The organism is Thermogemmatispora tikiterensis, from assembly GCF_003268475.1.
GTDB classification, from domain to species: Bacteria; Chloroflexota; Ktedonobacteria; order Ktedonobacterales; family Ktedonobacteraceae; genus Thermogemmatispora; species Thermogemmatispora tikiterensis.
Genome location: NZ_MCIF01000002.1, coordinates 1,410,955 through 1,434,477 on the forward strand (window position 1 = coordinate 1,410,955; position 23,523 = coordinate 1,434,477).

18 protein-coding genes are annotated in these 23,523 nt (G+C 58.5%); 9 read left to right on the forward strand and 9 right to left on the reverse strand.

What is annotated here, in order from left to right:
- Positions 1-4,712, forward strand: a 4,712-nt coding sequence (locus A4R35_RS05715) for a non-ribosomal peptide synthetase (protein WP_189361367.1), incomplete at its 5' end; no start/stop codon positions are given.
- A gap of 847 nt (positions 4,713-5,559) precedes the next feature.
- On the opposite strand, the gene erpA is transcribed toward A4R35_RS05715, so the two are convergent.
- Entirely contained in the window at positions 5,560-5,958 is a 399-nt protein-coding gene (gene erpA / locus A4R35_RS05725) for an iron-sulfur cluster insertion protein ErpA (protein WP_112427393.1), read from the reverse strand.
- Between the two features lie 254 nt (positions 5,959-6,212).
- Complete coding sequence (locus tag A4R35_RS05730) at positions 6,213-7,859, reverse strand: S8/S53 family peptidase (RefSeq protein WP_112427395.1); 1,647 nt, start codon at positions 7,857-7,859, stop codon at positions 6,213-6,215.
- Positions 7,860-8,270: 411 nt separating this feature from the next.
- Here A4R35_RS05730 and A4R35_RS05735 point away from each other — a divergent pair, with 411 nt between their 5' ends.
- The gene (locus A4R35_RS05735) at positions 8,271-9,380 is read left to right on the forward strand and encodes a M20/M25/M40 family metallo-hydrolase (protein WP_112427397.1); all 1,110 of its coding nucleotides are present in this window, start codon (positions 8,271-8,273) and stop codon (positions 9,378-9,380) included.
- Positions 9,381-9,611: 231 nt separating this feature from the next.
- A complete protein-coding gene (locus A4R35_RS05740) occupies positions 9,612-10,391 on the forward strand; it encodes a rhomboid family intramembrane serine protease (RefSeq protein WP_223258216.1) in 780 nt (259 codons plus the stop codon).
- 153 nt (positions 10,392-10,544) lie between these two features.
- Here A4R35_RS05740 and A4R35_RS05745 read toward each other — a convergent pair whose 3' ends face one another.
- Positions 10,545-11,591, reverse strand: coding sequence for a GAF domain-containing protein (locus tag A4R35_RS05745; RefSeq protein WP_112427399.1), 1,047 nt, complete (start codon positions 11,589-11,591; stop codon positions 10,545-10,547).
- A 568-nt stretch (positions 11,592-12,159) separates the two neighbouring features.
- On the opposite strand from A4R35_RS05745, the gene A4R35_RS05750 reads away from it, so the two are divergent.
- On the forward strand, positions 12,160-13,410 hold the full coding sequence (locus tag A4R35_RS05750) for a mannosyltransferase family protein (protein WP_189361369.1): 1,251 nt from the start codon (positions 12,160-12,162) through the stop codon (positions 13,408-13,410).
- A 154-nt stretch (positions 13,411-13,564) separates the two neighbouring features.
- Here the strand turns inward: A4R35_RS05750 and A4R35_RS05755 are convergent, their stop codons facing one another.
- Positions 13,565-14,245 carry a LuxR C-terminal-related transcriptional regulator gene (locus tag A4R35_RS05755; protein ID WP_223258217.1) on the reverse strand — a complete coding sequence of 227 codons (681 nt, stop codon included), beginning with the start codon at positions 14,243-14,245 and terminating at the stop codon, positions 13,565-13,567.
- Positions 14,246-14,842: 597 nt separating this feature from the next.
- On the opposite strand from A4R35_RS05755, the gene A4R35_RS05760 reads away from it, so the two are divergent.
- Positions 14,843-15,922, forward strand: coding sequence for a L,D-transpeptidase (locus tag A4R35_RS05760; protein ID WP_189361370.1), 1,080 nt, complete (start codon positions 14,843-14,845; stop codon positions 15,920-15,922).
- A gap of 309 nt (positions 15,923-16,231) precedes the next feature.
- Here A4R35_RS05760 and A4R35_RS05765 read toward each other — a convergent pair whose 3' ends face one another.
- Together A4R35_RS05765 and A4R35_RS05770 are read right to left on the reverse strand one after the other, a co-directional pair.
- Complete coding sequence (locus A4R35_RS05765; RefSeq protein WP_223258218.1) at positions 16,232-17,152, reverse strand: cysteine peptidase family C39 domain-containing protein; 921 nt, start codon at positions 17,150-17,152, stop codon at positions 16,232-16,234.
- Between the two features lie 278 nt (positions 17,153-17,430).
- Positions 17,431-17,937 (reverse strand): acyl-CoA thioesterase, encoded by a 507-nt coding sequence (locus A4R35_RS05770; protein WP_112427407.1) that lies wholly within the window; start codon positions 17,935-17,937, stop codon positions 17,431-17,433.
- 324 nt (positions 17,938-18,261) lie between these two features.
- Between A4R35_RS05770 and A4R35_RS05775 the strand changes: the two genes are divergently transcribed.
- Positions 18,262-18,756, forward strand: a complete 495-nt coding sequence (locus A4R35_RS05775; RefSeq protein WP_112427409.1) for a pyridoxamine 5'-phosphate oxidase family protein — start codon at positions 18,262-18,264, stop codon at positions 18,754-18,756.
- Positions 18,757-18,954: 198 nt separating this feature from the next.
- Here A4R35_RS05775 and A4R35_RS05780 read toward each other — a convergent pair whose 3' ends face one another.
- Positions 18,955-19,176 (reverse strand): heavy-metal-associated domain-containing protein, encoded by a 222-nt coding sequence (locus A4R35_RS05780; protein ID WP_189361373.1) that lies wholly within the window; start codon positions 19,174-19,176, stop codon positions 18,955-18,957.
- Positions 19,177-19,205: 29 nt separating this feature from the next.
- Positions 19,206-19,517 carry a metal-sensitive transcriptional regulator gene (locus tag A4R35_RS05785; RefSeq protein ID WP_112427412.1) on the reverse strand — a complete coding sequence of 104 codons (312 nt, stop codon included), beginning with the start codon at positions 19,515-19,517 and terminating at the stop codon, positions 19,206-19,208.
- Between the two features lie 313 nt (positions 19,518-19,830).
- Here A4R35_RS05785 and A4R35_RS05790 point away from each other — a divergent pair, with 313 nt between their 5' ends.
- The 3 genes from A4R35_RS05790 (at position 19,831) to A4R35_RS05800 (ending at position 22,332) form a co-directional block, all read left to right on the forward strand.
- The gene (locus A4R35_RS05790; protein WP_112427414.1) at positions 19,831-20,970 is read left to right on the forward strand and encodes a WD40/YVTN/BNR-like repeat-containing protein; all 1,140 of its coding nucleotides are present in this window, start codon (positions 19,831-19,833) and stop codon (positions 20,968-20,970) included.
- Positions 20,971-21,264: 294 nt separating this feature from the next.
- Entirely contained in the window at positions 21,265-21,939 is a 675-nt protein-coding gene (locus A4R35_RS05795; protein ID WP_112427416.1) for a copper resistance CopC family protein, read from the forward strand.
- Between the two features lie 6 nt (positions 21,940-21,945).
- Complete coding sequence (locus A4R35_RS05800; RefSeq protein WP_112427418.1) at positions 21,946-22,332, forward strand: FixH family protein; 387 nt, start codon at positions 21,946-21,948, stop codon at positions 22,330-22,332.
- 57 nt (positions 22,333-22,389) lie between these two features.
- On the opposite strand, the gene A4R35_RS05805 is transcribed toward A4R35_RS05800, so the two are convergent.
- Positions 22,390-23,433 (reverse strand): sensor histidine kinase, encoded by a 1,044-nt coding sequence (locus A4R35_RS05805; protein ID WP_189361374.1) that lies wholly within the window; start codon positions 23,431-23,433, stop codon positions 22,390-22,392.
- Between the last annotated feature and the right edge of the window lie 90 nt (positions 23,434-23,523).

Below are 23,523 nucleotides of genomic sequence, written 5' to 3' on the forward strand. Positions count from 1 at the left end.
CCCTCCTCTTCCTGGGCCGCCTCGACCAGCAGGTCAAACTCCGTGGCTTCCGCATCGAACTCGGCGAAATCGAGGCCCTCCTCTGCTCCCACCCCGCCGTCCAGGAGGCCGCCGTCCTCCTGCACCAGCCCTCCCCCGACGACCCCTCCTCGGCGCGCCTCCTCGCCTTCGTCTCCCCCCGCCCAGGCACCCAGCTCACCCCGAGCGCCCTGCGCTCCTTCGCCTCAGAGCTGCTGCCCGCCTATATGGTCCCTGCCTCCTTCGTCATCCTGGATACCCTCCCCCACACCACCTCCGGCAAGGTCGACCGCCGAGCCCTGCGCTCCCTGCCTCTGCCAGAGGTGAGCAAGACAGAGAGCGCAGGGCGGCAATCACCCGGCAACCCGACAGAGGCAGCCCTGGCCCAACTCTGGGAGGAGCTGCTCCACATTCGTTCGGTCAGCACACAGGATAACTTCTTCTCTTTGGGGGGCCATTCACTGCTGGCCGCTCGCCTCTTCGCACGCATCGAACAACTCTACGGGGTGCGAATCAATTTGAGCACGTTGTTCACACACCCAACCATCGAAGAGCTGGCCATGATTATCGAAGACAAACAACAGCACTCGAAAACAGCAACCGAGAAACCTTCACTAGAGATAAGGACAAACACTGATACGATGCCAACATTACCACACCATGAACCGGAGCAGCCTGCCCCTCTCTCTTATGGTCAGCAGCAGCTCTGGTTCCTCACCCAGCTATTCAAAGAGACTCCCATGTACACAATTCCCCTGGTCATCCGCATTGCGGGAGACCTGAATGAGAAGGCCCTTCAACAGAGTCTTGAGACATTCCTACACCGCCATCACCTCTGGCGCTCAGCGTTCTCTTCCTTGAACGATACTCCCGTGCAGCTAGTGCAACCCTGCCCTTCTCTCTCTCTCCCTGTCACAGATCTCTCTTCTCTGCCTGCACCCGAGCAGTTCGCCGCCGCTCGCTCCCTCGTCGAGCAGCAGGCTCGCCTCCCGTTCGATCTCTCCCAGGCTCCCTTGCTGCGTGTCTGCCTGCTCCGTTTTTCCCCACAGCTGCACTGGCTCTGCCTAGTTACCCACCACATCATCGCCGACGCCCAGACGCTCTATACCATCTTGCCGACTGAGCTTGAGCAGCTCTACCAGGCGCATAGCCAGGGCCAGCAGCCTGACCTGCCTGAACCCCGCTGTCAGTACGCCGACTATGTCCTCTGGGAGCAGGCTCGCCTGACCCCTGCACGCCTGGAGCAGCTCTTTGCTTTCTGGCAGCAGTACCTGCAGGATGCACCTACTACGCTCGCGCTGCCCACTGACTACCCGCGTACAGCCACACTCTACCATCGCGGGGGTAGCTACTATTTCTCAATGTCTCCCAACCTGGCCACGGATTTAAGCCGGCTGGCTCGCCAAGAGGGAGTCAGCCTCTATACAGTGCTGCTGGCAGCCTTTCAAGTCCTCCTCTATCGCTATAGCCAGCAAGAAGACTTCCTGATTGGAACGTTCAGCACGAACCGCACCAAGAGACCAGAGTTCGAGGAGATCCCCGGCTATTTCCTGAACGCTGTCCCGCTGCGCAGCTGCATCACCAACCCTGATCAGCTGAGCGGGCGCGAGCTGATTCAGCGGACTCGCGAAGCGCTGGCCCAAACCCTGGCCCACGATGATCTACCGCTGCCTCTGTTGATAAGTCGCCTTCTCCCACAAAGACCTGCTACCGCTAATTCTCTTTTCCAGGTAGCAATCGCCATGAACTCCTATCGAAGACTGGGCCACAGTTCCTGGCAGATTCAGGAGCTGGCTATCGATAACGGAACAAGCAGGTTTGATTTGACGCTGAGCCTGGAGGAGCGTCCCGATGGGGATCTGATCGGTTGCTTCGAGTACAGTCGAGACCTGTTTGAGGAGCAGACCGTTGCCCGGCTCGCCCGCCACTGGCAGACCCTGCTCTCCTCCCTCGTCTCCGATCCTTCCTGCCCCCTCGCCTCTCTCCCCCTCCTCTCTCCCGAGGAACGCCACCAGCTCCTCGTCTCCTTCAGCTCCTCCTCCCAGACCCTCCCTCCTTCTCCCGCTCCTGCTATCCACCTCCTCTTCGAAGCCCAGGCCCAGCGCTCTCCCTCCTCCTGCGCCCTCCTGGACCTGCCCTCTGGCTCCTCCCTCTCCTACCACTCCCTCAACTCCCAGGCTAACCAGCTCGCCCGCCTCCTGCTCTCCCTCGGCCTTACTGCCAACACTCCCGTCCCTCTGGTCTTGCCTGCCTCATCCAGCTTCTTCGTGGGAATGCTGGCCGTTCTCAAGGCTGGTGGCTGCTTCGTGCCTCTGGACCCCACCGCTCCCCCAGCGCGCCTACAGGCTCTGTTAACCGAGTTACAACCTTCCCTGCTGCTCACAAGCCAGTCTCTGGCTGCTTCCCTGCCATCCCTGGCCAGCTCTTGCCTGGTGCTCTGCCTGGATACAGCCGAGACACAGGCACAGCTCGCCTCTCTCTCCAGCGATAATCTCCCCTGGTCCAGCTCCCCCGATCAGCTCGCCTACCTCATCTTCACTTCCGGCTCTACCGGTACTCCAAAGGCTGTCTCCATCTCCCACACTAATCTCATGGTCTCGCTCACCTCACGCCTGGAGTATTATAAGGCCCTTCCTCCCAAGGTCCATGTCCCTCTGCTCTCGCTGACCTTCGACAGCGCCTTGACAGGCGTCCTCTGGACATTATGCGAGGGAGGCAAAGTAGTACTGCTGGCTGAAGAGCACAAGAGAAATCTCAGCAAGCTACCTGCTCTCTTAGAACAGGCCCAGGTCTCGCACCTGCTCCTTGTGCCTTCTCTCTACAGTCAGATACTGGAGTACGCCGCTCCTTCTCAGCTTGCTTCCCTGCGCTGTGTAACAATTGGGGGTGAAGCCTGCCCGCGCTCCCTCGTACAGCTGCACTACACCCTCCTGCCCCAGACCCCCCTCTTCAATGAATACGGCCCCTCCGAAGCCACCGTCTGGGCCTCCGTCCACCTCTGCTCCCCCTCCGACCCCTTCCCTACCGCACCCATCGGCCACCCCCTCCCTCACTGCTCCCTCTATGTCCTCGATCCCTCCCTCCAACCCGTCCCCATCGGCGTCCCCGGCGAACTCTTCATCGGCGGCCCCTCCCTCTCCCCCGGCTACTTCCGCCAGCCCTCCCTCTCCGCCCAGCGCTTCCTCCCTCATCCCTTCTCCTCTGACCCCTCCTCCCGCCTCTACCGCACCGGCGACCTCGTCCGCTGGCTCCCCAACGGCTCTCTCCTCTTCCTGGGCCGCCTCGACCAGCAGGTCAAACTCCGTGGCTTCCGCATCGAACTCGGCGAAATCGAGGCCCTCCTCTGCTCCCACCCCGCCGTCCAGGAGGCCGCCGTCCTCCTGCACCAGCCCTCCCCCGATGACCCCTCCTCGGCGCGTCTCCTCGCCTTCGTCTCCCCCCGCCCAGGTACCCAGCCCACCCCGAGCGCCCTGCGCTCCTTCGCCTCAGAGCTGCTGCCCGCCTATATGGTCCCTGCCTCCTTCGTCATCCTGGATACCCTCCCCCACACCACCTCCGGCAAGGTCGACCGCCGAGCCCTCGCCTCGCTACCAGCTCCCGAGAACGAGAGCGTTCAAGGGGCTAAGGTTGCTCCGCGCACTCTGCTAGAGCAGCAACTCGCCCAGCTCTGGGAAGAGCTGCTCAACGTGCAGCCGATCGGCGTTTGCGACAATTTCTTCGAGATCGGGGGCCACTCCCTGCTTGCCGCTCGCCTCTTCGCACGCATAGAGCAGCAGTTTGGCAAGCAGCTACCGCTCTCCCTGTTCTTCCAGGAGCCAACCATAGAGAGGCTAGCGAGAGCCATCGAGGAAGGAGAACCCCAGAAACATTCAGGGGCCCCCGTCATCGCCGTGCAACGTCAGGGAAAGAAGCGACCGCTTTTCTATCTCCACGGGGACTGGACCGGTGGCGCCTTCTACTGTATCAAACTGGCGAAACAACTGGGAGAAGACCAGCCTTTCTACGCTGTTGAACCTTATCGCTTCCCACAGCAGGCCCTACCTCCAAGCTTTGAAGAGATGGCCGCCGCTCACATCGAGGCGATCCGCCAGATTCAGCCCCACGGACCATATCGCCTGGCTGGCTGGTGTAACGGAGGTCTGGTAGCCTATGAGATGGCCCGCCAACTGCAAGCGGTGGGAGAAAAGGTCGAGCTGCTTGTGCTGATCGACCCCACCGCTCCCGAGCAAGGATGGAGCCAGGCCCGCCTGGCGTGCTCCTTCATCAGAGTCCTGGGCGCTCTCCTGCACTGGAATGAGCTTCAACAACTGGAATGCTACCGACGATGGCGGTACCGCTACAGCCTCTGGCGCTATCGCTTTGCCCGCTGGCGGAAAGGTTCAGGAGAGAATGAACCAGCCCCCCCCAACGAGGACCATCAGCGCTGGACAAGCACATGCAGCTGGATCTTAACACGCTACCGTTCAGGTCCTTACCGTGGTGATATCACCTTTTTCTGGGCTGCCGAAGAGAAACGATGGCGTCGTAAACCCTGGCTCGACTTCGCCCGGCACCATCAACAGGAAGGTCGCGGGCACATCGACAGCCAGGAGCTGCCTGGCACACACATTACCAGTCGCACCACCTACCTCACGGTCTTCGCCGAGGCCCTCAAGCGTCGCCTGGAGGCGATAGAAGAGAATGATATTCACTAAATAGATGGAAAAGCAAAAGGAGATAGCAAGATAGGAGGTGATTAGAATCGCCAACGGTTCCTAGACAAGAGGCATCCATCAGAGTAGCCGCTGCTCACGAGAGAAGTAAGGCACTCCATGAGTCCTATCTTCTTGCAGAGCTTTCACGGAATTACTATAATGGAGGTGTCAGGCCATACTAGAGGTGGCGTAGACAGAACCCAGAGATCTGCCCGGGGTGGGCCGGACTGGGGCGCCAGCCGGCGACCCAGTTAGCAAACCCCGCAGTCAGTGTCTGGGAGAAAAGATCTGGGATCACGGTTGGGGTCTGCGCAGAGGTGGCCCATGCGCAAGCCTCAACCTTTTTTACTGGGCAGAAGCAGGAGCGGAGCAGGCCACACTCGTTCCCCGAAGAGAGGGGAAAGCTGGGGCAAAGTCAGCGAATGTACAAAGGGCGAGAAAGGTAAATGGGGCTGGGGGAAAAAGCCGCCCCTGAGAGAAGGACGCAAGGGCTGTTGTCGAGCAGGCCACTGGTGAGGGAAGAAAGCACGCTGATTTCTGGAGAGAGTACGAATCTGGCGGCGAGAGAGAGAGAAGTAGCGTGGACGATAGGCGAAACGTCTGCTCATGCACACTCCTCTTTTGCAGCAGATGCCATACAAAGTGATCGAACGACTAATGCAAGGAGAGCCAGGTTCAAGTCTGCTCGTCCGCTGCTTGTCGACAAACAAGCACGAAGGGGTCTCACTACAACATACGTTGGGTGAGACCCCTTCGCTCACAGTTGCATCGGTCCTGTCAAGCGACAAAGAAAAAGAAAGCGCTACACTAGCGTCGTGAAACGAGGTAGCGCTAGGGGCGAGCGAGGTTAGCGACCGCAAGCGCAGCCGCGCGGCTCGCCGCCGCCGCTGGCCGTTCTAAAGGAGTGGCCACAGCTGCAGGTTGTCACGGCATTGGGATTGTTCACCGTAAAGCCGGCGCCCATCAGACTATCAACGTAGTCGATCTCGCTGCCGTTGACATAATCCAGGCTCATCTCATCAATGAGCACCTTGAAATCGCCCTGAGCAATGACTGTATCGCCTTCCTGCTCCTCATCCAGTGTCATGCCATACTGGAGGCCGGAGCAGCCACCACTGGCTACGAAGATACGCAAGCCCAGATTAGGATCGTTCTCCTGCTGCAGAAGCTCGCGGATCTTCTCCATCGCCAGAGGGGTCAGCGTCACCACGCTGCTTTCGCTCTTTTGCTGCGTCTGCTCGATCATAAGTATCTCTCTCCCAAAAGTAGAACCTGCTTGCTCTCCTCAAGCCCACCAAGACAGGCCCCACGTACCCAGCAGATACGTGTTAGGCCTTCTATGAAGACACTTCAAGCACCCAGTTGCGTTTTATTATATCCCACGAGGTATACAGCGTCAAGGGAAAGGGCAAGGGCCCACGCTCTCAGCCAGAGGAGGAGATCAATCCTCGCTCAGCGAGCGCTCGTAGCCGCCGGCCAGCGAGAGCAAGCCAGCAGGAACTAGAGACCAAAGCGTTGTTGGGCGCGGATCAGATTGGCCAGCAATGCAGGCACTTCAGGGGGGGAGCCATAGAGCAGGCCCCCATGCCACTCACCACTGGAAGTCATCCGCAACATTGTATTGGCTGCAGACCAGCCCTGAGCGAGTAAATGGGCAGCGAGGCCGCTGACGATAGGCGCAGCAAACGAGGAGCCTGACCAATCTGCCCAGCCGGTGGTGTTCGGCTCGCCGTTGGGGAAGGTGGGAGAGATATAGACTCCTCTGACAGCATCGGGCAGATCGTTACTATCTCTCACGCCCTCAACATCGCCCCCGAACGTAGCCACGCCACCATTCACCGGCGGCATAGCAGCGACATTGGCAAACTGAGACGGCTCGAAGCGACTGTTGACCGAGGTCACACTGACCACCGTTGCATAGCGCGCCGGCGCTCGCGGCGGTCTTCGCCGCTTCCCCTGGCGAGTTTCCGGCCATGAATCGTTTCCCGCAGCGGCGACTAGCAAGGCCCCTTGGGCATAGAGACTTTCAAAGAGGAGGCGCAACCCATCCTCCAGCAGCGTCAGGGCACTTATAGCACTGGCCAACCCCCGACTTGGCCAACGACGATCATCGAACCAGACATAGGGGAGACGACGCGCATCGGGTAAGGTGGTCAGGCTCAAATTGACGACCAGGCGCCGAATAGTCCCGGTGAACAGCTCTCTCTCCAGTCCCGTCAGGGCTGCGAATAGCCCATAGAGATCGCCCCCCCCATAGTCATTGAGAATGCGAATCAATCGAATGCGCGCCTGGGGAGCAATATCTCGAATCAGGCCAGCTACAAAGAGGCCGTGGTCAGGCATAGGATAATACAGAGCCTCGCCGTAACGATCACGTCCAGTGCGTATCGCCTCCCAGAGCGGATAACGATCATATTCGATTTGGAAGAGGCCGCGGCCATTGCGCAAATCGGCTGCCAGCCGCTGGAGCAGCCAGTTCCGCCGAAACTCAGGGCGGTCCGCCGCTCGTAGGAGGCGCTCGGCCTCGACTGCTGTGTCCAGCACCGCTACCAGGACATTGCTCGCCCCCTCGGGATCAAGCAGGAGTCCCTGATCAAGAAAGGAAATATGCCAGCCGAGCGGTGGCTCATTGGCTCCGATGGCTGGCAACTCTAGCCGCGGAGCAGGACGCGGCGGCAGAGCCGGCCCGCCGATGCTATAGTAAAAAGGGGCGGCAGTGACCAGCCAGTTGGGCATCATAGAGACGAGGCGGAGACCTCGCTCAGCTAGCTCATCAAGATGCACCTGCAGATAGGCAAGCGCGAGAGGCATGGGATCAATGAGCGCCTGCTCTAAATGGCGCACCTGATAGAAAATCGCCACAAGCGGTTGCTGGCGATGATAGCCAAAGAGGAAGGCCCGCTGGCGAATCGGAGGTCGGGGTGGCTTCGCCTCTTCCTGCCAGTGGCTTCCGCTCCCATATGGTTCCAGCATCAGATGATGTGGTGCCAGAAGAGCGTTGAGCTGGCTCCGTACCTGCTCAGCCAGCAATTCCAAGGCATCTTCAGCCGGCCTTCTGGGCAGTTGCACTACAACCACCATTTCTCCACGTACCCAGTAAAATAGCTCGGTTGGCCTCCCTATGAGGTCAGCAGCACCAGGAGTCATGCACAGATCCCCTTCTAGCCAGAGCTAGTACGGCATGAACGAGCGCGCAACATGGTGAGCAGCGTTCCACCGCAGGTAGACAGCCACAGTCAGGATGGCATCTTTGCCCTCTTCCTTCCTCAGCAAAGACCCCTTTCTCACTTGCTTTTCCGCCTACCCGCTTCATGCAAAATGAGATGGAGCGACTGCTTTTCTATCATCGGGCATTATAACTGAACCAATAGAAGATAGCAAATAGACCTCCTGGAGCGCTTCTCAGGGATGGGACGAATGGCTTTGCCTGGCCGTACGCTGGTAACCGGAGCAGCTGCCCAGCCTCCTTTTCTTCGCCCCTAGAATCCCGTTATAATGAGATAAGAAGCCCTGGGAGCCAGGATTAAGGGAGAAGAAAAAGAAAAGAGTACCGTTGCGATGAGCGCAGATCGTCTCTACGCCACTCTGATAGAGCTGGTAGGCTTGCCCTCCACCTCAGGCCATGAGGAGCACGTTCGCCAGTACCTTGAGGCCACCTTGCAGGCCCAGGGGTTAACAACCAGTGTTGACCCCGCTGGGAATCTGATCGCTCTGCTCCCCGGCCAGGGCCGTCCTGTGCTCCTGAATGCCCATATGGACCGGGTCCCACCGGGGCGAGGGCAGCATCCGGTCTTGCGTGATGGCGTGCTCTACAGCGATGGCAGCTCTAACCTTGGAGCCGACGACGCCGCTGGCCTGGCCATTATTCTGGAAACACTCAGGCGTCTCCAGGAGCGCTCGCTTCCCCACCCGCCGATCGTCGCTCTCTTCACTGTCCAGGAGGAAAGCGGCCTGCAAGGAGCCCGCGCCTTTGACCCGATCCCCTGGCAGGTAAGCGAGGGTATTGTCTTTGACAATGCCTTTGAGGCCGGCGTAGTCGTCTCGCGCGGCGCTCACTATGAAGCCTTCGATGTCGAGATCACTGGACGCACCGGTCATCCTGGCAAAGATCTGAGTCAGACCGTGAACGCCGTGGAGATTTTCCGCCAGGCGGCCTATCCCCACGGCTCGCTCGCTAATGACCAGACGCGGATTCTGATCGGACGCATCGAGGGTGGCAGTGCGCGCAACGCCGTTCCTGCTCGTGTACTACTCCAGGGAGAGCTGCGCAGCTTCGAGGGAAGCGAGCAGATAGAGCGCTACCGTGAACGCCTGCGCAAGGCTTTTGAAGAGAGCGCCCATCAGGCCGGCGGGCGAGCAGAGATACACTTTGTCTCTCATTGCGGCGCCTACGTTGTTGATGAACAGGAGCCGCTACTGGCCCTCTATCGTCAGGTGCTTGCTGATCGGGGCAAGCAGATCCAGCTGCGTCCCACCTTCATCGGCAGCGATACGAGCGCTCTGCGCCCGCGCTTACGTGTCTTTACCATCTCCACCGGTGTGGTGAACGAGCATTCTCCCACAGAATATGTGCCGCTCGAACCACTGGAGCAACTGGTAGAGGACACGCTAGAGGTGCTGCACCGTTGGTCGGGCGCTGGCTCAGCGGCTGACCGAAACCCTGCGTAGTCGGGTCCAGAGCAGCAGAAGCCAAGGCAGAGCCGAACAAGCCGGGTCCCGCTCAGAGAGGGCCTTGGTCAGAGGTTGCCTGTCGAGTCGATCAATTGGGCAGCGGCGCACACTCACCTGCACACAAGGCCGGTCTGGCCTAGACCGGTCGACGCACGTCACCTGAAGCACTGATGGCCCGTGAATCGTATTGGAGCATAGTAACCTACAGGTTGAAGGAGGAGGCCGCAGGTGATACCCTTCCAGGACTTCCCAGGGCCACGCCGACATATGCCCTGGATGACATGGGGTCTGATCCTGGTCAATATACTGATTTTTCTCTATGAACTTTCCCTCGGGAATCGCGTAGATGAGCTGATTTTCGCCTATGGAGTGGTACCCGTCGCCTTATTACACGGCATTCCTCAGACCGCCCTTGTGCAAGCTCACCTTGCTTTCCAGACTCCCCAGCCAGTCTACTTCACCCTGATTACATCTCAATTTCTGCACGCCGGCTGGTTGCACATCGGCGGCAATATGCTCTTCCTCTATGTTTTCGGCGATAACGTGGAAGACCGTCTTGGGCACTTTCCTTATCTCTGCTTCTACCTGCTCTGCGGCATCGTCGCCGGCCTCGTCCAGGCTGTGGCTTTTCCCGACTCAACGGTCCCCAGCATTGGGGCCAGCGGCGCCATCGCTGGCGTGCTGGCAGCCTATCTGGTTCTTTTCCCCCTGGCAGGTGTGCGCACGGTCATCTTCATCTTCTTTTTCTTCACCATCGTGACACTGCCAGCGATTGTACTCATTGGCCTCTGGTTTGTGCTGCAGCTTTTCGATGGTGTGGCCTCACTGGCCCAGGTGCAACAGGGCATGGGCGGCGTCGCTTATCTGGCCCACGTTGGCGGCTTCCTGACTGGCCTGATCATCACGCTCATCCTGCGCCCCTGGCTCAAGCCACCAGCTTCTATCAGCTATCCCTCCTATCCCTACCACCCCTACTCACGCGAGAACGACTATCGCCGCTGGTGGTAAGCTGAAGCCGGGGCAACAACACCTTCCATTGGAAGCTTCGCTCAGATCCCCTTACCGAGCATGCGCTCTGGAATGACGCAAGCAGAGTCTTGCCAGAGAGAGGCCAGAGCGCATGCTTGGGAGTTTCCTCCTGGCATCCAGGCCCCTCAGCACTTAGCGTTTTTCCGTCTCCTCTTCCGCCTGACGCAGAGGCAGCTCCAGGAGCTGCTCCTCTATCTCACGCCAGGCGGCCTCTTGCGCTTCGTAGAGCGATAATGAGCGACCTGCCGCGCTGGCTTCCTCCACCTTGCGGCTGACATATCTCCTGAAATTTTGAAGATATGGCAATTGCTCAGTATAGAGAGGCATCAGACGCAGTTCGACATCGCTATGGCTGTAGAAGGCTTCGGGACGAAAGCAGAGAGACATCAGCTGGGCATAGCGCTCAATCAAGGACTGTTGGGTCTGGGTAAAAGCATGAGGGAAAGCGCTAGAGACAATGAGGCAGCCAGCGACACGCGTCTGCCAGAGAATGGGACAGGCCACGGCGCTCTGCTCATGCTCGACCCAGTGAGCGGCGAAGAGACTGTACTCTTCATCACGGCTCGGAATAGTCACCAGCCGGCAATGGGTCACAGCAGCTCCAGCTAGGGACTCTGCTCCCAGGAAAATCGCCTGTTGGCTGAGATCGCGTGGCCAGGGAGGATTGCCACGTCCAACAATCTCACGCAGGCTACGCACCTTCCGCCCCGACGCTGGCGGCGGCATACAACGCGCCACCGTCACAGCCAGACCTCGCTGCTCAGGATCAAGCTGCCTGAGCATTTGCTGCAACAGGAGATCGTAGAGTGCATCTGGATAGAGAGAAGGGGGCGTTGTCGTATACATGCTGAGGGCTCGCACGTAAACCTCGACAGGTGGCGCCGGCAGCACTGCTGGGGCAGAGGCCTCCGTAGACTGCTCCAGCAGCTTCGGGAAGTCGTTGGCCAGCAGACGCATCAACTCGGGGTAGACTTCGCGCGGCACCGCCTTCAGCAAGCGCCGGATATTATCCTCTCGCGGCTGCACTACACCTCGCGCCCAGCGCCTGAGCGTAATTGGCTGTACCCCCATCTCTTGCGCAAGCCGCCTCTCCAGCTGAATGTCTTCAATAAGCTGACTCAACAGTTCCTGCCAGGTTTGCAAGCGTCTTCCCTTCCCATAGCGTTCCTGAAATATCATTAGAGCACTTTATCGAGAGAATCGATTGATCTACGTCTCAACTCAAAGAGGAAGTGCTGTTTCGTGACAGCTCTTCTATGATAGCATATCCCCCCATTGAACAACAATCTCCCATGCAAATATTAGAGAATATTACTATGAGGAATGGAGAGGACCAAAGGGAAGCTGCGCGTTATTGCCGCAGGCAATCAACCGTCACACTATCAGAGCTGAACCATTTGCCCACGAGAAAGAGCGCGACTCAGCTCCCGGCACTGAGCGGAGCGCAGCAGCCGTTCCTTGGTGGCAGAGGAACCCGATCAGGTTAGCCGCGGACTGAGAGCGCCTGGTATCTAAGATTTTCTGATCAATGAGGGTACTCATGCTTCTTCGCTCACTACGTTCTCATCGCCCAAGACGGGATCAGCTGAGCCAGCCTCTGACTCAAGACGAGGCTGCGCAGCAGATCTTGCCAACGCCTGAATCCGCTACTGATGAGCAAGGGCATCTCGCGCCTGGCCTGCACCTTGCGAATAAGGAGGAGAAGCAGGAAGCCTCAACCCCGTCCCGCAGCCTTGCTTTAAGGGAATTGGCCACAACAGGAGGCGAGAACAGGCTGTCCGAGCAGGAACAGCTCACCAGCGCTGAGGCAGGCCACAACAAGGAGCAGACGGCGAAGGCGACCACGGCTCTCCTCTCTACCTGGCTCGTCGCCATTCAGCAGGTCCTACCGATCTACAGCGCTACCCACCTGCTCTATTTGCTGCTGAGCTATATTGCTTTTCTTTTCCCTGGCGACTCCAGCAGCACCAGCGGCCCTGTTCTAGGGGCCATGATCAACAGCTGGAGGCACTGGGACACTGGCCATTTCATCACCATCGCTCTACATGGTTATAGCGACTGGTGGCGTACGGCCTTCTTTCCCCTCTATCCGCTCCTCATTCGCCTGGTCAACTATCTGGCAGATAATCCAGTGCTGGCGGGTCTGGTCGTCTCAAATCTGGCGGGCTTTGGTGTCCTGGTACTGTTATACCGCCTGGTCACCGAGGACTTTGACGACGAACTAGCCAGCCGCACTGTGCTCTATTATGCAATGTTTCCTATGGCCTTCTTTCTGGCAGCCGCCTATAGTGAATCACTCTTTATGCTTCTTTCTCTTCTCTGTTTCTATAGCACACGGCGTGGACGCTGGTGGCAGGCCGCGCTCTGGGGCGGCCTGACCAGCCTGACGCGTGCCACCGCTATTCCGCTGCTCATCCCTTTTGTCTACGAATATCTGCGCCAGCATCATTTTCGTCTGCGCGAGTTCCGTCTCGATGTCCTCAGCATCCTTGGCATTCCCAGCGGTCTCGCCTTATTCGCCGGCTATTGCTATCTGCGTTTTCACGATCCGCTGGCCTTTTCTCACGCGGAATCGGTCTGGCAGCGCAGTCTCCAACCTCCCTGGTTCGCTTTTAGCGCGACCATTGCCGCCCTCGTTCAGGACTCCAGCCACCTTGACTTTATTACTATCCATCGCGTCATCGACCTGACGCTGCTGACTGCGGTGCTGGCCCTGGTGGTGCTCCTTTTTGTAGGGCCCTGGCGCCTGCGCGGTCCTCTTGCACCCACTTACACGCTCTATACTGTTGGAGCCTTCATCTTCTTCCTGCTGGTTCCTGCGGTGGGGCGCTATCCCACCATGTCGATGCCGCGCTTCTCCCTGGCCCTCTTCCCGGCCTTCATAGTGCTGGCACGCCTCGGCAAGAGTGAAAGCTTCCGCCTTCATTACCTGATGATCTCTGGGGGATTGCTCACCTTCTCGGTGCTCCAGTTTCTCATCGGCCAGTGGGCCGGCTAGAGCAGGCTTCTTATCGACTACCAGCGCTAGCGCTCGCCAGTCCATAGCAGACCTGGTTCAGGCACAAGGCATTTGTGCCACATCAGGACAAAGGCGGCAAGGCAAGGGCGACGTGCCACGATGGCTTTGTTCAGGGCGCTCAGGATGGCTGCCATCACTGCTCTTTCTCAATAGTGATCCAGCCATGCTTGAGCGCATAGACAACCGCCGCAGTGCGATCATTAACAGCCAGTTTCTTCAGGATTGAAGTAATATGATTCTTGACGGTCTGATCACTGATCTTGAGCACCTTGGCGATCTCCTTGTTACTACGCCCACGGGCAATATGGTCAAGAATTTCGATCTCGCGGCTGGACAGCGGTGACGGCTCCTTCTGCGTGTTGTCGACTTCTTCTTCTTCCTCGTTGAGGGCCCGGAATGAGGCCAAGACACGCGAGGCAATCTGCGGCCTGGAGAGCACATCATCGTTCATCAGATACTCGCCGCGACTGACCTTGCGCACCGCATCCCGCAGCTCTTCCAGGCCGATATCACGTGTATAGTAAGCTGCGGCGCCGACCTTGATCGACTGGAAGAGATCCTCCTCGTTCTCAGCGGGAGTGAGCATAATCATCGCGACATGCGGTGCAACCCGTCGCACCTGGCGAGCAATCTCCAGCGGATCAGCACAGGTCAGACCGGTATCGATCAAGGCGACGTCGAGTTGACCGTCGCCCGCGATCGCCAAAATCTCGGCGGGATCGGTCGTCTCGCCGACAATCTCACAATCCCCCATGCGTTCCAGGGTAGCGTGAATACCTATGCGCAGCAACGGCTGCTCTTCAACAATCAGCACACGTATTGTCTCCATCCAGCTTGCGGCAGTCCCCCCACAGAGAAGGACTCCCCTCCTCCTTCCGGCTCTACAGCGTTAATATTTCTTTTCAAGCCTGTCCCGTCCTCTGGCCAGCCCTTTCGGCGGAGGCAAGGCTCGCAGGCTATCAGTGGTCTGAGGTTAGCCCACGCTCTTCCCCCGCCCAACGGTACTATTCTACCCCGGTGGTCTAGTCAAAAGTACTATTCTCAAGAAGAAAGTACTAGGCATGGCCATTTTCACGCTGGCGCACCTTGGGGCTTACACTCATGGGGATGCCTGCGGGTCCCAGACTGGTCAGGCCGCTTTCTCCTCCAGAAGGGGATAAGAATCAGGTTCCTGAAATGAAGTAGCCTTGTTCCGCGTTTTTCTCAATAGGCGTAGTATGATGAAGGGGAGTAGCGAGAGAACAGCCCTGCCAAGGTGTTCCAGGCTATCCTGTCTAGCCAGCATCCCTGGTCACAACTCACCCTTTTCAAGGATGAAAGAAGAGCAAACAGCATGCAGAAAAAACGAGGAAGGGCCATGAAACGGGCAGCCACAGAGGTTCTCACTTTTCGGCCTCAGTCCCAGAGGCACATGGCAGGAAGGTTGCTGCTGACCGCATTTGCTCTGGTTGGCCTGCTGCTGTTGAGCGCCTGCGGTTCCAACAGCCCCAGCGTGCTGGCCAGCGGACCCAGGACTGTGCCCACACCGTCCATCTCTCCAACGCTGCAAAATGAGGGGCAGATGGCTCTGGAGACCTTTCAGCAATGGATTGATCTGATGCAGCAAAATGGTGGAGAGGTGACAACCTATCAGCAGCAGTACCAGAGTGATCAGCAGGCTCTGCAACAGGCCCAGACAGCCAGCGCCTATAGCCGGGCGTTGACCACCTTAAAGGAGCATATCAACGCTATTCAGATTCCGGCGATGAAGGCTGAGAGCACCCATCTCCAGCAGCAGCTGGCTCAGGAGGTCAGCGCCTGGGGAAAAGAGCATACCTATCACGATAGTTACAATAACCAGACCTACCCACTGGGCTATGAATACGGTCCTCAAGGCATTGGCGGTAGCGAGTGGCTCGGTGAAGAGCTGAGTCAGGCTCAGACGTTGGCCGACTACCAGCAGGTGGTTGAGGACCTACAGATGTGGTTGACAAATTTCGAGGCGATGAAGGCCAACTTTAGTGATAAGACACCCTATAACCAACCTCACCAAACCGATCTGGAGCTGATGCGTCACTATGGCTATATGGATGAGCGGGTAGTGGTGGTCTCGCTTAGCGAGCAGGCCCTGCGGGCTTACGATCACGGCAAGCTGGTCAAAGCCTTCCTGGTAACTACTGGCCAGCCCGACCTGCCGACGCCTCCAGGCACCTGGTGGATTGAAGGCAAACAGCATCCGACCGTCTTCAAGTCAAGCGAGCCCAAAGGTTCACCATACTGGTATCCCGATACGCCGATCAACTACGCCATGCAGTATCATAGCAATGGGTACTTCCTGCATGACGCCTGGTGGCGCGCCGACTTTGGCCCGGGTACTAATTTCCCCCACCAGGACCCAACCGGCGACCCCTTCGCGGGCCAAGGCTCGCATGGCTGTGTCAATATGTCGACCGATAACGCCGCCTGGCTCTATAACTTTGTGAGCCTGTATACACCAGTGCTGATCTACTAGCCTGTCCTTGCCCTCCGCCACCGCTATCTCTGGTGGTCAGGCGTCAATGAGTAGGACCTGCCAGGGAAGCGGACTGGCGGAGAGCAGTACGGCGGGGGGTAGGGACCAGATTGGGACCAGACCACCAGGCGTCTATCGGGATAGCTGGCAATCAATGACTCACAGCAGAGCGAGAGAGAAGAAACGAGGCATGCTTATGGTCTCAGCATGGAGACCTGGCCCCCTCGCCTCTTCTCTCTCGCTTTGTGCTGAGAGAGAGAGAGAGAGAGAGACTTGCCTGTGCCAGGCTGAGTGAGCAGAACTGGCTGGCTAACGCGGTGTCACCACGGCGCTGAAATCGTTGTTGGCTCGCCACATGGCGGCGAACATATTGTAGGTCATACGCGTGAAGTTGGCCGGAGAGGAGTCGACTGTATAGACATACTGGCTATCTCCACCGCGGACGACAAAGATATGGCCGCCGGGGAAATAGTAGCTGTCGCGGATGCTGACGATGACAGGCGTGCCACTGTTAGCAATGGAAATGATATCCTGTAGGGTGCGCGTATGACTCAGGCTCGCATTGAAGTTGAAATAGTTGGCCGTCATAGCGATCCCCTCCTCCCTGAGCAAGCCCAGCTGCACATCCCAGACACCGAGCTGTAGCTCGACCTGCAGCACGTCGGCGGCAATGAGATGGCGACCATAGGCGTTCATCACCTCCTCCAGAGCAATCCCTGAGCAGGAGGAGTAAGACCAGACCTGCCACTGGTAGTCAGTATAGTACTGGCTGCGCGAGGCCGAGTCGACGCGGACGATGCGCGCACTGGCTGTGTCGGGTAGAGGATGGGGCGCAGTCTGCAGGTCCATTGTTGAGGATGCAGAGAAGAAGCTGAATGTAGCGGTCAGACTGCGGAAAGTGTCGCGCACAATCCCTCCCTGACTTGCCAGGGCCAGGCCCAACATGAGCAGGAGACCCAGGGAAACCAGCATGCGCCAGCGGCGATACCACGAAGGAGGGAGGACAAAGCCCGGCAGCGGCTGAGCCTTTTCGAGGGAGACCAACGCCCCCTCCTGCGCGGGCAGGACGACGCTGACTTGCTGCTCTTCACAGGCGACGACCAACGAGCGACCGCCAGTCGCCTCTGCTCGCCTGGAGCGCCGATACTGATGCAGCGCCCACAGTCCCAGACCGACCAGCAGTAAGATCAGGCAGCCAACCACCAGCGCCATCACTATTGAAGAGAGCATAGAGCAACCTCACGCTGCGCAAAGAATGAGGCTTAATCTTGAAATTAGTATAGCTCAGCGAGAGACGATGAGGCGACTCTTCTAGGAAAAACAGCCCGATCGTGCTAGTGTCTTTTGTGGTCGGCTTCCCTTCTCTGCCGTTATTGGCTATACCTGACCACACTGGCCATCGCTGCGACTAGCGCCTGGCCCCGCTCTTCCCCAGGCTGGTAGATGAGCGGAGCCAGGACAAAAGCAGCTATGGGCGTAGCCTGGGCTAGCGCTTCCTTCCTTGCTTCCTACTCGGGCGAGGGAAAGCTGCGCCCTTCCATCTGTTCGAAGGCCTGGCGCAGGGCCGGCGGCAGTGGATGCGGTCGCCCAGTCCGATAATCGCACCAGACCATCACGGAGCGGCCCGTGGCGAAAACGCGCTCGTGGTTGTGGGCATCGCGAATCTGGTGCTCCATAATAAAGCTGGTGCGCCCAACGTGGGAGACTCGTACACCCACCTCAGCACGGTCTGAGCGGATCAGTGGCAGTTCATAGGTACAGCTGACTTCCTTGACCAGCAGGCCATAGCGCGTCGCGCGCGGCCCCGTCTGGATGCGCGGATTCTCAGCACTCTGCCGCTCCTGGATAGTCTCCTCTCCCGGCCACTCCTTGAGCCAGCGCTCCAGGAGGCTCAGATAATAGCTGCGCGCTTCCTCAAAATACGTAAAGTAGACAGCGTTATTGACGTGGGCAAGTGGGTCAAGATCGCGAAATCTGATCTGCAGGGGATACCAGCAGGGAAAACGTTCACTCATTGGGCTCCTGTCACTGGTCCTTTCGTTGCTAGATAGGGATCTCTTGAACAGGGGTTTACGCTCTTAAAAGCATAACGAAAAGGCGCTTCTCGAAACAAGAGCGCCCCGATGAGTGAGTCTATCCACACTCACTGGTTACTGCTGCTCCGGCTCTGTTGGCAAAGCCAACACCGGTCATAGCAAGCATCAGCAGAGACGCTAGCCTTCCCAGAAGCGGGACTGGTCGTTCTTGCCATCATGCGGTATGCTACAGGCAGAACCAGGCATTCCCGCTCTCTCAGCCAGAAGCCCAGCGGGGCTTGAAACCATTGGGGACTGAACATCATGGATGCAATACAGGATGAAGTCCGGCTACGAGAAACCATTAATGAATTTCTTGCTCGCTATGATACGCTGGCAATTGCCACCGAGGACCAAGGTCAGCCTTACGTGACACGCGTTTTCTATGCAGAGGAACCGCTCAGTGAGGAGCACAAGACACTGACACTTTATTGCACGTTCATTCTGACGTCGCGTAAGCTGGCGAATCTGCAGAGAAATCCGCGCGTGGGTATCTTTATTGGGCCAGGAGAGCCAACTACCTGGCTGGAGGCAACGGCAGAGGCTCGCCTGATCAACGACGAGCAGGCCAGTGCCGCGGTTCGCAAGCGGCTCATCCAGAAATCGCCCGCGGCGGCCTCTTTCATTGCCAGGCTTCCAGTCCAGGCCATTGCGTTAGAGGTGCGCTGGCTGCGCATCACCGACCTGACAGAACTGCCTCGCCAGACTGAGGCGACTTTTCCGCTGCAATCGCGATCAGCGGGACCAACAACTTACTAATTCTTTCGGCATCCAGCTCTCCTCAGAGACCGGCGGCGGCACTCCAGATAACAGTGCCCGAGAGTAACCAGCCATCAGTCCGTTTGCTCAGCGAGGGAACGGAAGAACCTGGCGCAGCAGAAGCGCGTCGCAGGCCCCCGTCCCTCACAGCGTTCTGCCTGGTTAGGCAACTCGGGGCACAGCAAGCAAGCTGCCTTGTCAGTGGACAACGCTATAACCGATCTCGTCGAGCTGTTTTTCAATTTGCTCCAGCGAGATCTGCGTCGGATCATAGGAGAGCTGGATGCTCTTGCCGGTGATGTCGACACTCACTCGCTCGACGCCTTGCAGAGCGCTCAGTGTGCTTTCAATTGTTCGCTGGCAGTGCTCACAGGAAATGTCTGGTGAGATCAGTGTCACCGAGGTGCTCGCAGTGCTCATGCTCTTTCGTCGCCATCCTTTCTTTCTCTTCATTCCTCCGCAGGAGGCAACTCGCCGGCCTCCCGCGTCTTCAAATGATTGCCTGCAAGCGTGAAAAGCTGCAGGAGTTCTGCGACAACCTCCTCCTCGCGTCCGCTTTTAATACCTTCTGGGACGCAGGTATGCAGGTGCCCTTCGAGAATGATGGCTTCTACCTTCTCTAGCGCCCGACGTACGGCATAGCTTTGACGCAGGATGTCGACGCAGTATTTGTCTTCTTCTACCATCTTGGAGATGCCGTCGAGATGGCCCTTGATGTAGGAGAGCCGTTTCAATACTTCGCGACGGCGTTCTTCCTGCACAGCGGCTGGCTCCTTTCTGCTGCCTGCATTGCCTGACCTGGGAACTACCCTCCGTCACTATACCACACCCCCCGGGGAGGGGTCAAGAGCGAAGAAACCGCAAGCGCTCCCCCCTCCAGATGGACCAAAGCCAGCCCGATAGCCCTGCACCATGACCACCCGAGATCGGGAATCTTCCCTATTGACCTTCGATGGTAATGTTTTTCTGTAGGGATCATCGCCGGGCCAGTCCCGTCCTGGCCGTGCTCGCTGAGCAGCCAGACCAACTCATGTCCAGGGTCTTGAGTCCGAGCGTGCGGATGAAAGAGGAACAATGGCGACTTCACAGCAGCGTCAGCAGGGTGAGTCTGTTGAATATGTTTCGCAGGAGCGGGCATCGAAAGCGGGAGAAGGGCGGCCGAGACGAGGACCGTATGTTCTTCTGGCTATGGTGCTGATCGCAGTGATTGTGGCCGCCAGCTGGGAGCTGTTGAGCAACCGACGCAGCACGACTGATCCAACAGTGCCGGGGCGTCCACTCTCGAATCCGGAGACACACCTGCATACGCTGGCCATCGGCGATGATGGGCGCAGTCTCTACCTGGGGACCCATTTCGGTCTCTTCATCAGCCACGACGGGGGAAAGAGCTGGCCTCAGACGCGCGGCGCGCTAGCGCCAGCGATGGTGACCTCGATTGCTCCCGCTCACGGCGATCCCAATCTGCTCGCGGTGATTGCCGTGCCGAGCGGGATCGGTAGTGAGCAACCCGGTGTCTACATGAGCCGCGACGGTGGAAGAAGCTGGCGCCTGAGTAACCCGCCTCATCTGCCATCCTCAGCCTATCCCTTTTCAGTGCAAGCAGGCAGTGGCCCAGCCGGTCATTTCTATGCCTTCTTCGTCTACGCTGGCTGGTACGAAACAACCGATCTCGGAGCGCACTGGCGCCCGATTACGAGCGGGGCACTCTCAGCGATGCAGACTCCCCTGTTCTTGACTGATCCAGCGCATCCTCACCATCTTTTGCTCGGGGGTGATCAGGGACTCTTCGAAACCACCGACGATGGGAACCACTGGCAGCGTATCCAGGGGATCAACGGTACGGTTCTCAGCCTGACAGCCACGCAGACCCGGCCACGTTTGATCTTCTGTGCCACCGATGAGGGCCTTTACCGCTGGCAAGATGGCAGTAAACAGATCACTCACCTGAGCGGTCCTACTCCGAATGCTTCCCTGACGCGCCTGGTCAGTTCAGCCAATGGTCAAGCTCTCTATGCCTTGGCTGGCCGCGATCTGTGGTTCTCCGCTGATCAGGGCACAAGCTGGCAGAAACGCTTTACTTTCTCGCGCAGCGATCTGATGACACTGCAGCTTTCGCCCGTGCAGTCTACACTGCTCTATGCCGCTTTTTTCTATCCCGCCAGCGTGCTCTTCAGCCAGGACGGAGGTCGCTCCTGGCAGGTGTTGACCGATTGATTAACCTCCCCTGGAGACCTGCCTCCTTCTTTCCTGCTGCCGACTGATCGTCTGGCAGGTCACTTTTTCTTTCGCTGGTCTAGCCCCTCCGTGCAAACACCTTACGGTGTCCACCAGGGAGAATAGGGATTCTTCCTAATGGACAGCAGGTAAGCTGCTTCTTATGCTAGGACCAGAGGTTATCTGGCCCAAGCTGCCCTTCCCTTCGAGAGGGAGGGGAGGGGAGGGCAGCACTTGAGCCAGAGCCGGAGCCACTTGCGGAGATGAAAAGATGAAAAAGTGAGGACGCTGACGATGCTGTACTCTCAGTGGCGACTCACGCGCCCGGTGCAGTTGGGCTGTGCGCTGCTTGTGGGCGCGTTGTTGCTCTTTGTCATTGGGGTCAGTCCTGTTTCGGCCCATGCTAAGGTTATCGATGCCAATCCCAAAATTGGCTCTACGATTAGCCAGGTACCATCGACCGTGACAGTCTTCACTGCCGAGAATATGAACCCCGATCCCAGCAAAAGCAATCTTTTCGTCTACGGGCCAGACGGGGAACTGATTAGCCAGGGGAACGCCACGATCCCTTTAAACAATCCAAGAGAGATGTCGGTGCGCATCAAGCCGGATGGTAATGGGGTCTACATCGTGCGCTGGATCACTGTGTCAGCGGAGGACGGTGATGCAGCCGAGGGAGCCTTTATCTTCACGGTAAAGCCCGCTGGGGCCACCAGCGCGAGCATGACACCAGTTCCCACCTCCCCGGCCAGCGCTTCCAGTTCCTCAACCGCTTCGACCTCGGGTGGGACGAGTAATCTGCCGCTGTGGGTAAGCGTGGCAGGCATTGCCGGCCTGCTAGTTGGTGGCGGCGCCGGCCTCGGCCTGGGTCGCAGCCTCGCCCGTCCGTCCGCTAGCTCTTCTAGCCTGGCACAGATGCGGCGCGAGATCGCGCGTGAAGAGGAGAAGGATACCACGTCGAGAGGGTGAGCACTGATGCGTGTGCGCCCGATTTTTTGGCTGCTGCTGGTCTTTTCTTGCGTGGCGGCCCTGACGCTGGCCGCACTCTGGCCTGTTCAGGTTCCTGCTGTCCTCCAGGTGCACGTAGCGGAACAGGCGCCGCTGCGCGTGGGGATAGGGCGCTTGCAACTGCAGCTCACTGATCCCCAGGGAACCCCTATCGAGCAGGCTCAGGTCAGCTCCTCAGCCTGGATGCCAGATATGGCTATGGGGCCGACACCGATCCATATCCAGCAGGAGGGGCACGGCAGCTATAGCGTGCTGGTCTTTTTCTCAATGCCAGGCGCCTGGGCCATCAAAATAGAGGCACGCGCCAGAGGCTTTACGCCGCAGCAGCAGATCCTCCATCTGGAAATAGCCTGAGCTAAAGGAGAGCAGGTACCAGGGTCGCGCTGCGACGTCTCGTCGCAGGTGGCGCCATCAGGTCGCCGGCGCTGGTAAGGGGAGAATGACCTCAACACGCGTCCCTTGACCCGGGTGCGCATCGATAGACAGTCTACCACCGAGGAGAGCAGCGCGCTCTCGCATACTCACCAGGCCTAGCCCGTTGCTGCGCTGCCCTGGATCATACCCTGAGCCATCATCTTGAATACAGAGATGAACAGCGGCAGGAGCCAGCCAGAGTGAGAGCTGCGCCCGGCTGGCGCGCGCGTGACGAGCCACGTTGGTGAGCGCCTCCTGAGCAATCCGAAAGAGGGTGGTCTCATAGAGGGGAGGCAAGCACTGCCAGAGCGGCTGCTCTTCTATAGTCAGTTCAACTGGAAGGCAAAAACGCTGACGGCTATCCTCAACCAGCCAGCGCAGGGCCGCAACCAGCCCCAGGTCATCGAGCACGGGCGGACGCAGTCGCTGTGAGAGCTGACGGATTGCATCAAGCGTGCGCTGGGCCAGCTCGCTCAACTGCTGACAGCTTGTAACAAGCTGTTGGCGCGTCTCACCAGCGATGACTCTATCAGGCAGGCTCTCTACGGTGCGCATAAGGATTTCGCAGTAGACCAGGACAGCGGTTAGATTCTGGCTGCTTTCGTCGTGCAGTTCGCGCGAAACACGCCGCAGCTCTTCTTCTCTGGCTTGCAAAATGAGCGCCGATTGCTGATGGCGCAGCTCTTCCAGCCGGTCCAGCATCGCATTGAAGGCTGCAGCGAGCTGCCCCACTTCGGAATCCGTAGCAGCCAGCTCGGCCCGAGCCTCAGTCTGGCCTGCACTGACGCGGCGGATGACCTCTAGCAGGCGAAAGAGCGGCCTGAAGCTGGCCCGTAGCAGGAAGGCATTGATGGCGATGCTGAGTAAGGTAGCCGCTACCAGAAAGGCCGTATCGATCAGAAAATGATGGGCTTCCAATGCATGGCTGGTCACCCAGAGAGCCGCTATGGCTTCCGCCAACAGCAGCAGGCTATTCGTGAGGATGACTTTCTCAAAGAGAGAGAGCTGCCAGCGCCGCAGCCATTCCCAGATGATCCGCATCGTCATTCTCTTTCTGGCATGCTCTATGAGTGAAATAAGATAATCGTGCAGAGAGAGAGATGTGAGCCGCCCGCCCGGCTCACTCAGGCT

Bases quoted from the DNA above. Each gene is read 5' to 3' on its own strand.
- erpA (WP_112427393.1), bottom strand. From the start codon at position 5,958: ATGATCGAGCAGACGCAGCAAAAGAGCGAAAGCAGCGTGGTGACGCTG.
- A4R35_RS05730 (WP_112427395.1), bottom strand. From the start codon at position 7,859: ATGACTCCTGGTGCTGCTGACCTCATAGGGAGGCCAACCGAGCTATTT.
- A4R35_RS05735 (WP_112427397.1), top strand. From the start codon at position 8,271: ATGAGCGCAGATCGTCTCTACGCCACTCTGATAGAGCTGGTAGGCTTG.
- A4R35_RS05745 (WP_112427399.1), bottom strand. From the start codon at position 11,591: ATGATATTTCAGGAACGCTATGGGAAGGGAAGACGCTTGCAAACCTGG.
- A4R35_RS05760 (WP_189361370.1), top strand. From the start codon at position 14,843: ATGGCAGGAAGGTTGCTGCTGACCGCATTTGCTCTGGTTGGCCTGCTG.
- A4R35_RS05765 (WP_223258218.1), bottom strand. From the start codon at position 17,152: ATGCTCTCTTCAATAGTGATGGCGCTGGTGGTTGGCTGCCTGATCTTA.
- A4R35_RS05770 (WP_112427407.1), bottom strand. From the start codon at position 17,937: ATGAGTGAACGTTTTCCCTGCTGGTATCCCCTGCAGATCAGATTTCGC.
- A4R35_RS05775 (WP_112427409.1), top strand. From the start codon at position 18,262: ATGGATGCAATACAGGATGAAGTCCGGCTACGAGAAACCATTAATGAA.
- A4R35_RS05780 (WP_189361373.1), bottom strand. From the start codon at position 19,176: ATGAGCACTGCGAGCACCTCGGTGACACTGATCTCACCAGACATTTCC.
- A4R35_RS05790 (WP_112427414.1), top strand. From the start codon at position 19,831: ATGGCGACTTCACAGCAGCGTCAGCAGGGTGAGTCTGTTGAATATGTT.
- A4R35_RS05795 (WP_112427416.1), top strand. From the start codon at position 21,265: ATGCTGTACTCTCAGTGGCGACTCACGCGCCCGGTGCAGTTGGGCTGT.
- A4R35_RS05800 (WP_112427418.1), top strand. From the start codon at position 21,946: ATGCGTGTGCGCCCGATTTTTTGGCTGCTGCTGGTCTTTTCTTGCGTG.
- A4R35_RS05805 (WP_189361374.1), bottom strand. From the start codon at position 23,433: ATGCGGATCATCTGGGAATGGCTGCGGCGCTGGCAGCTCTCTCTCTTT.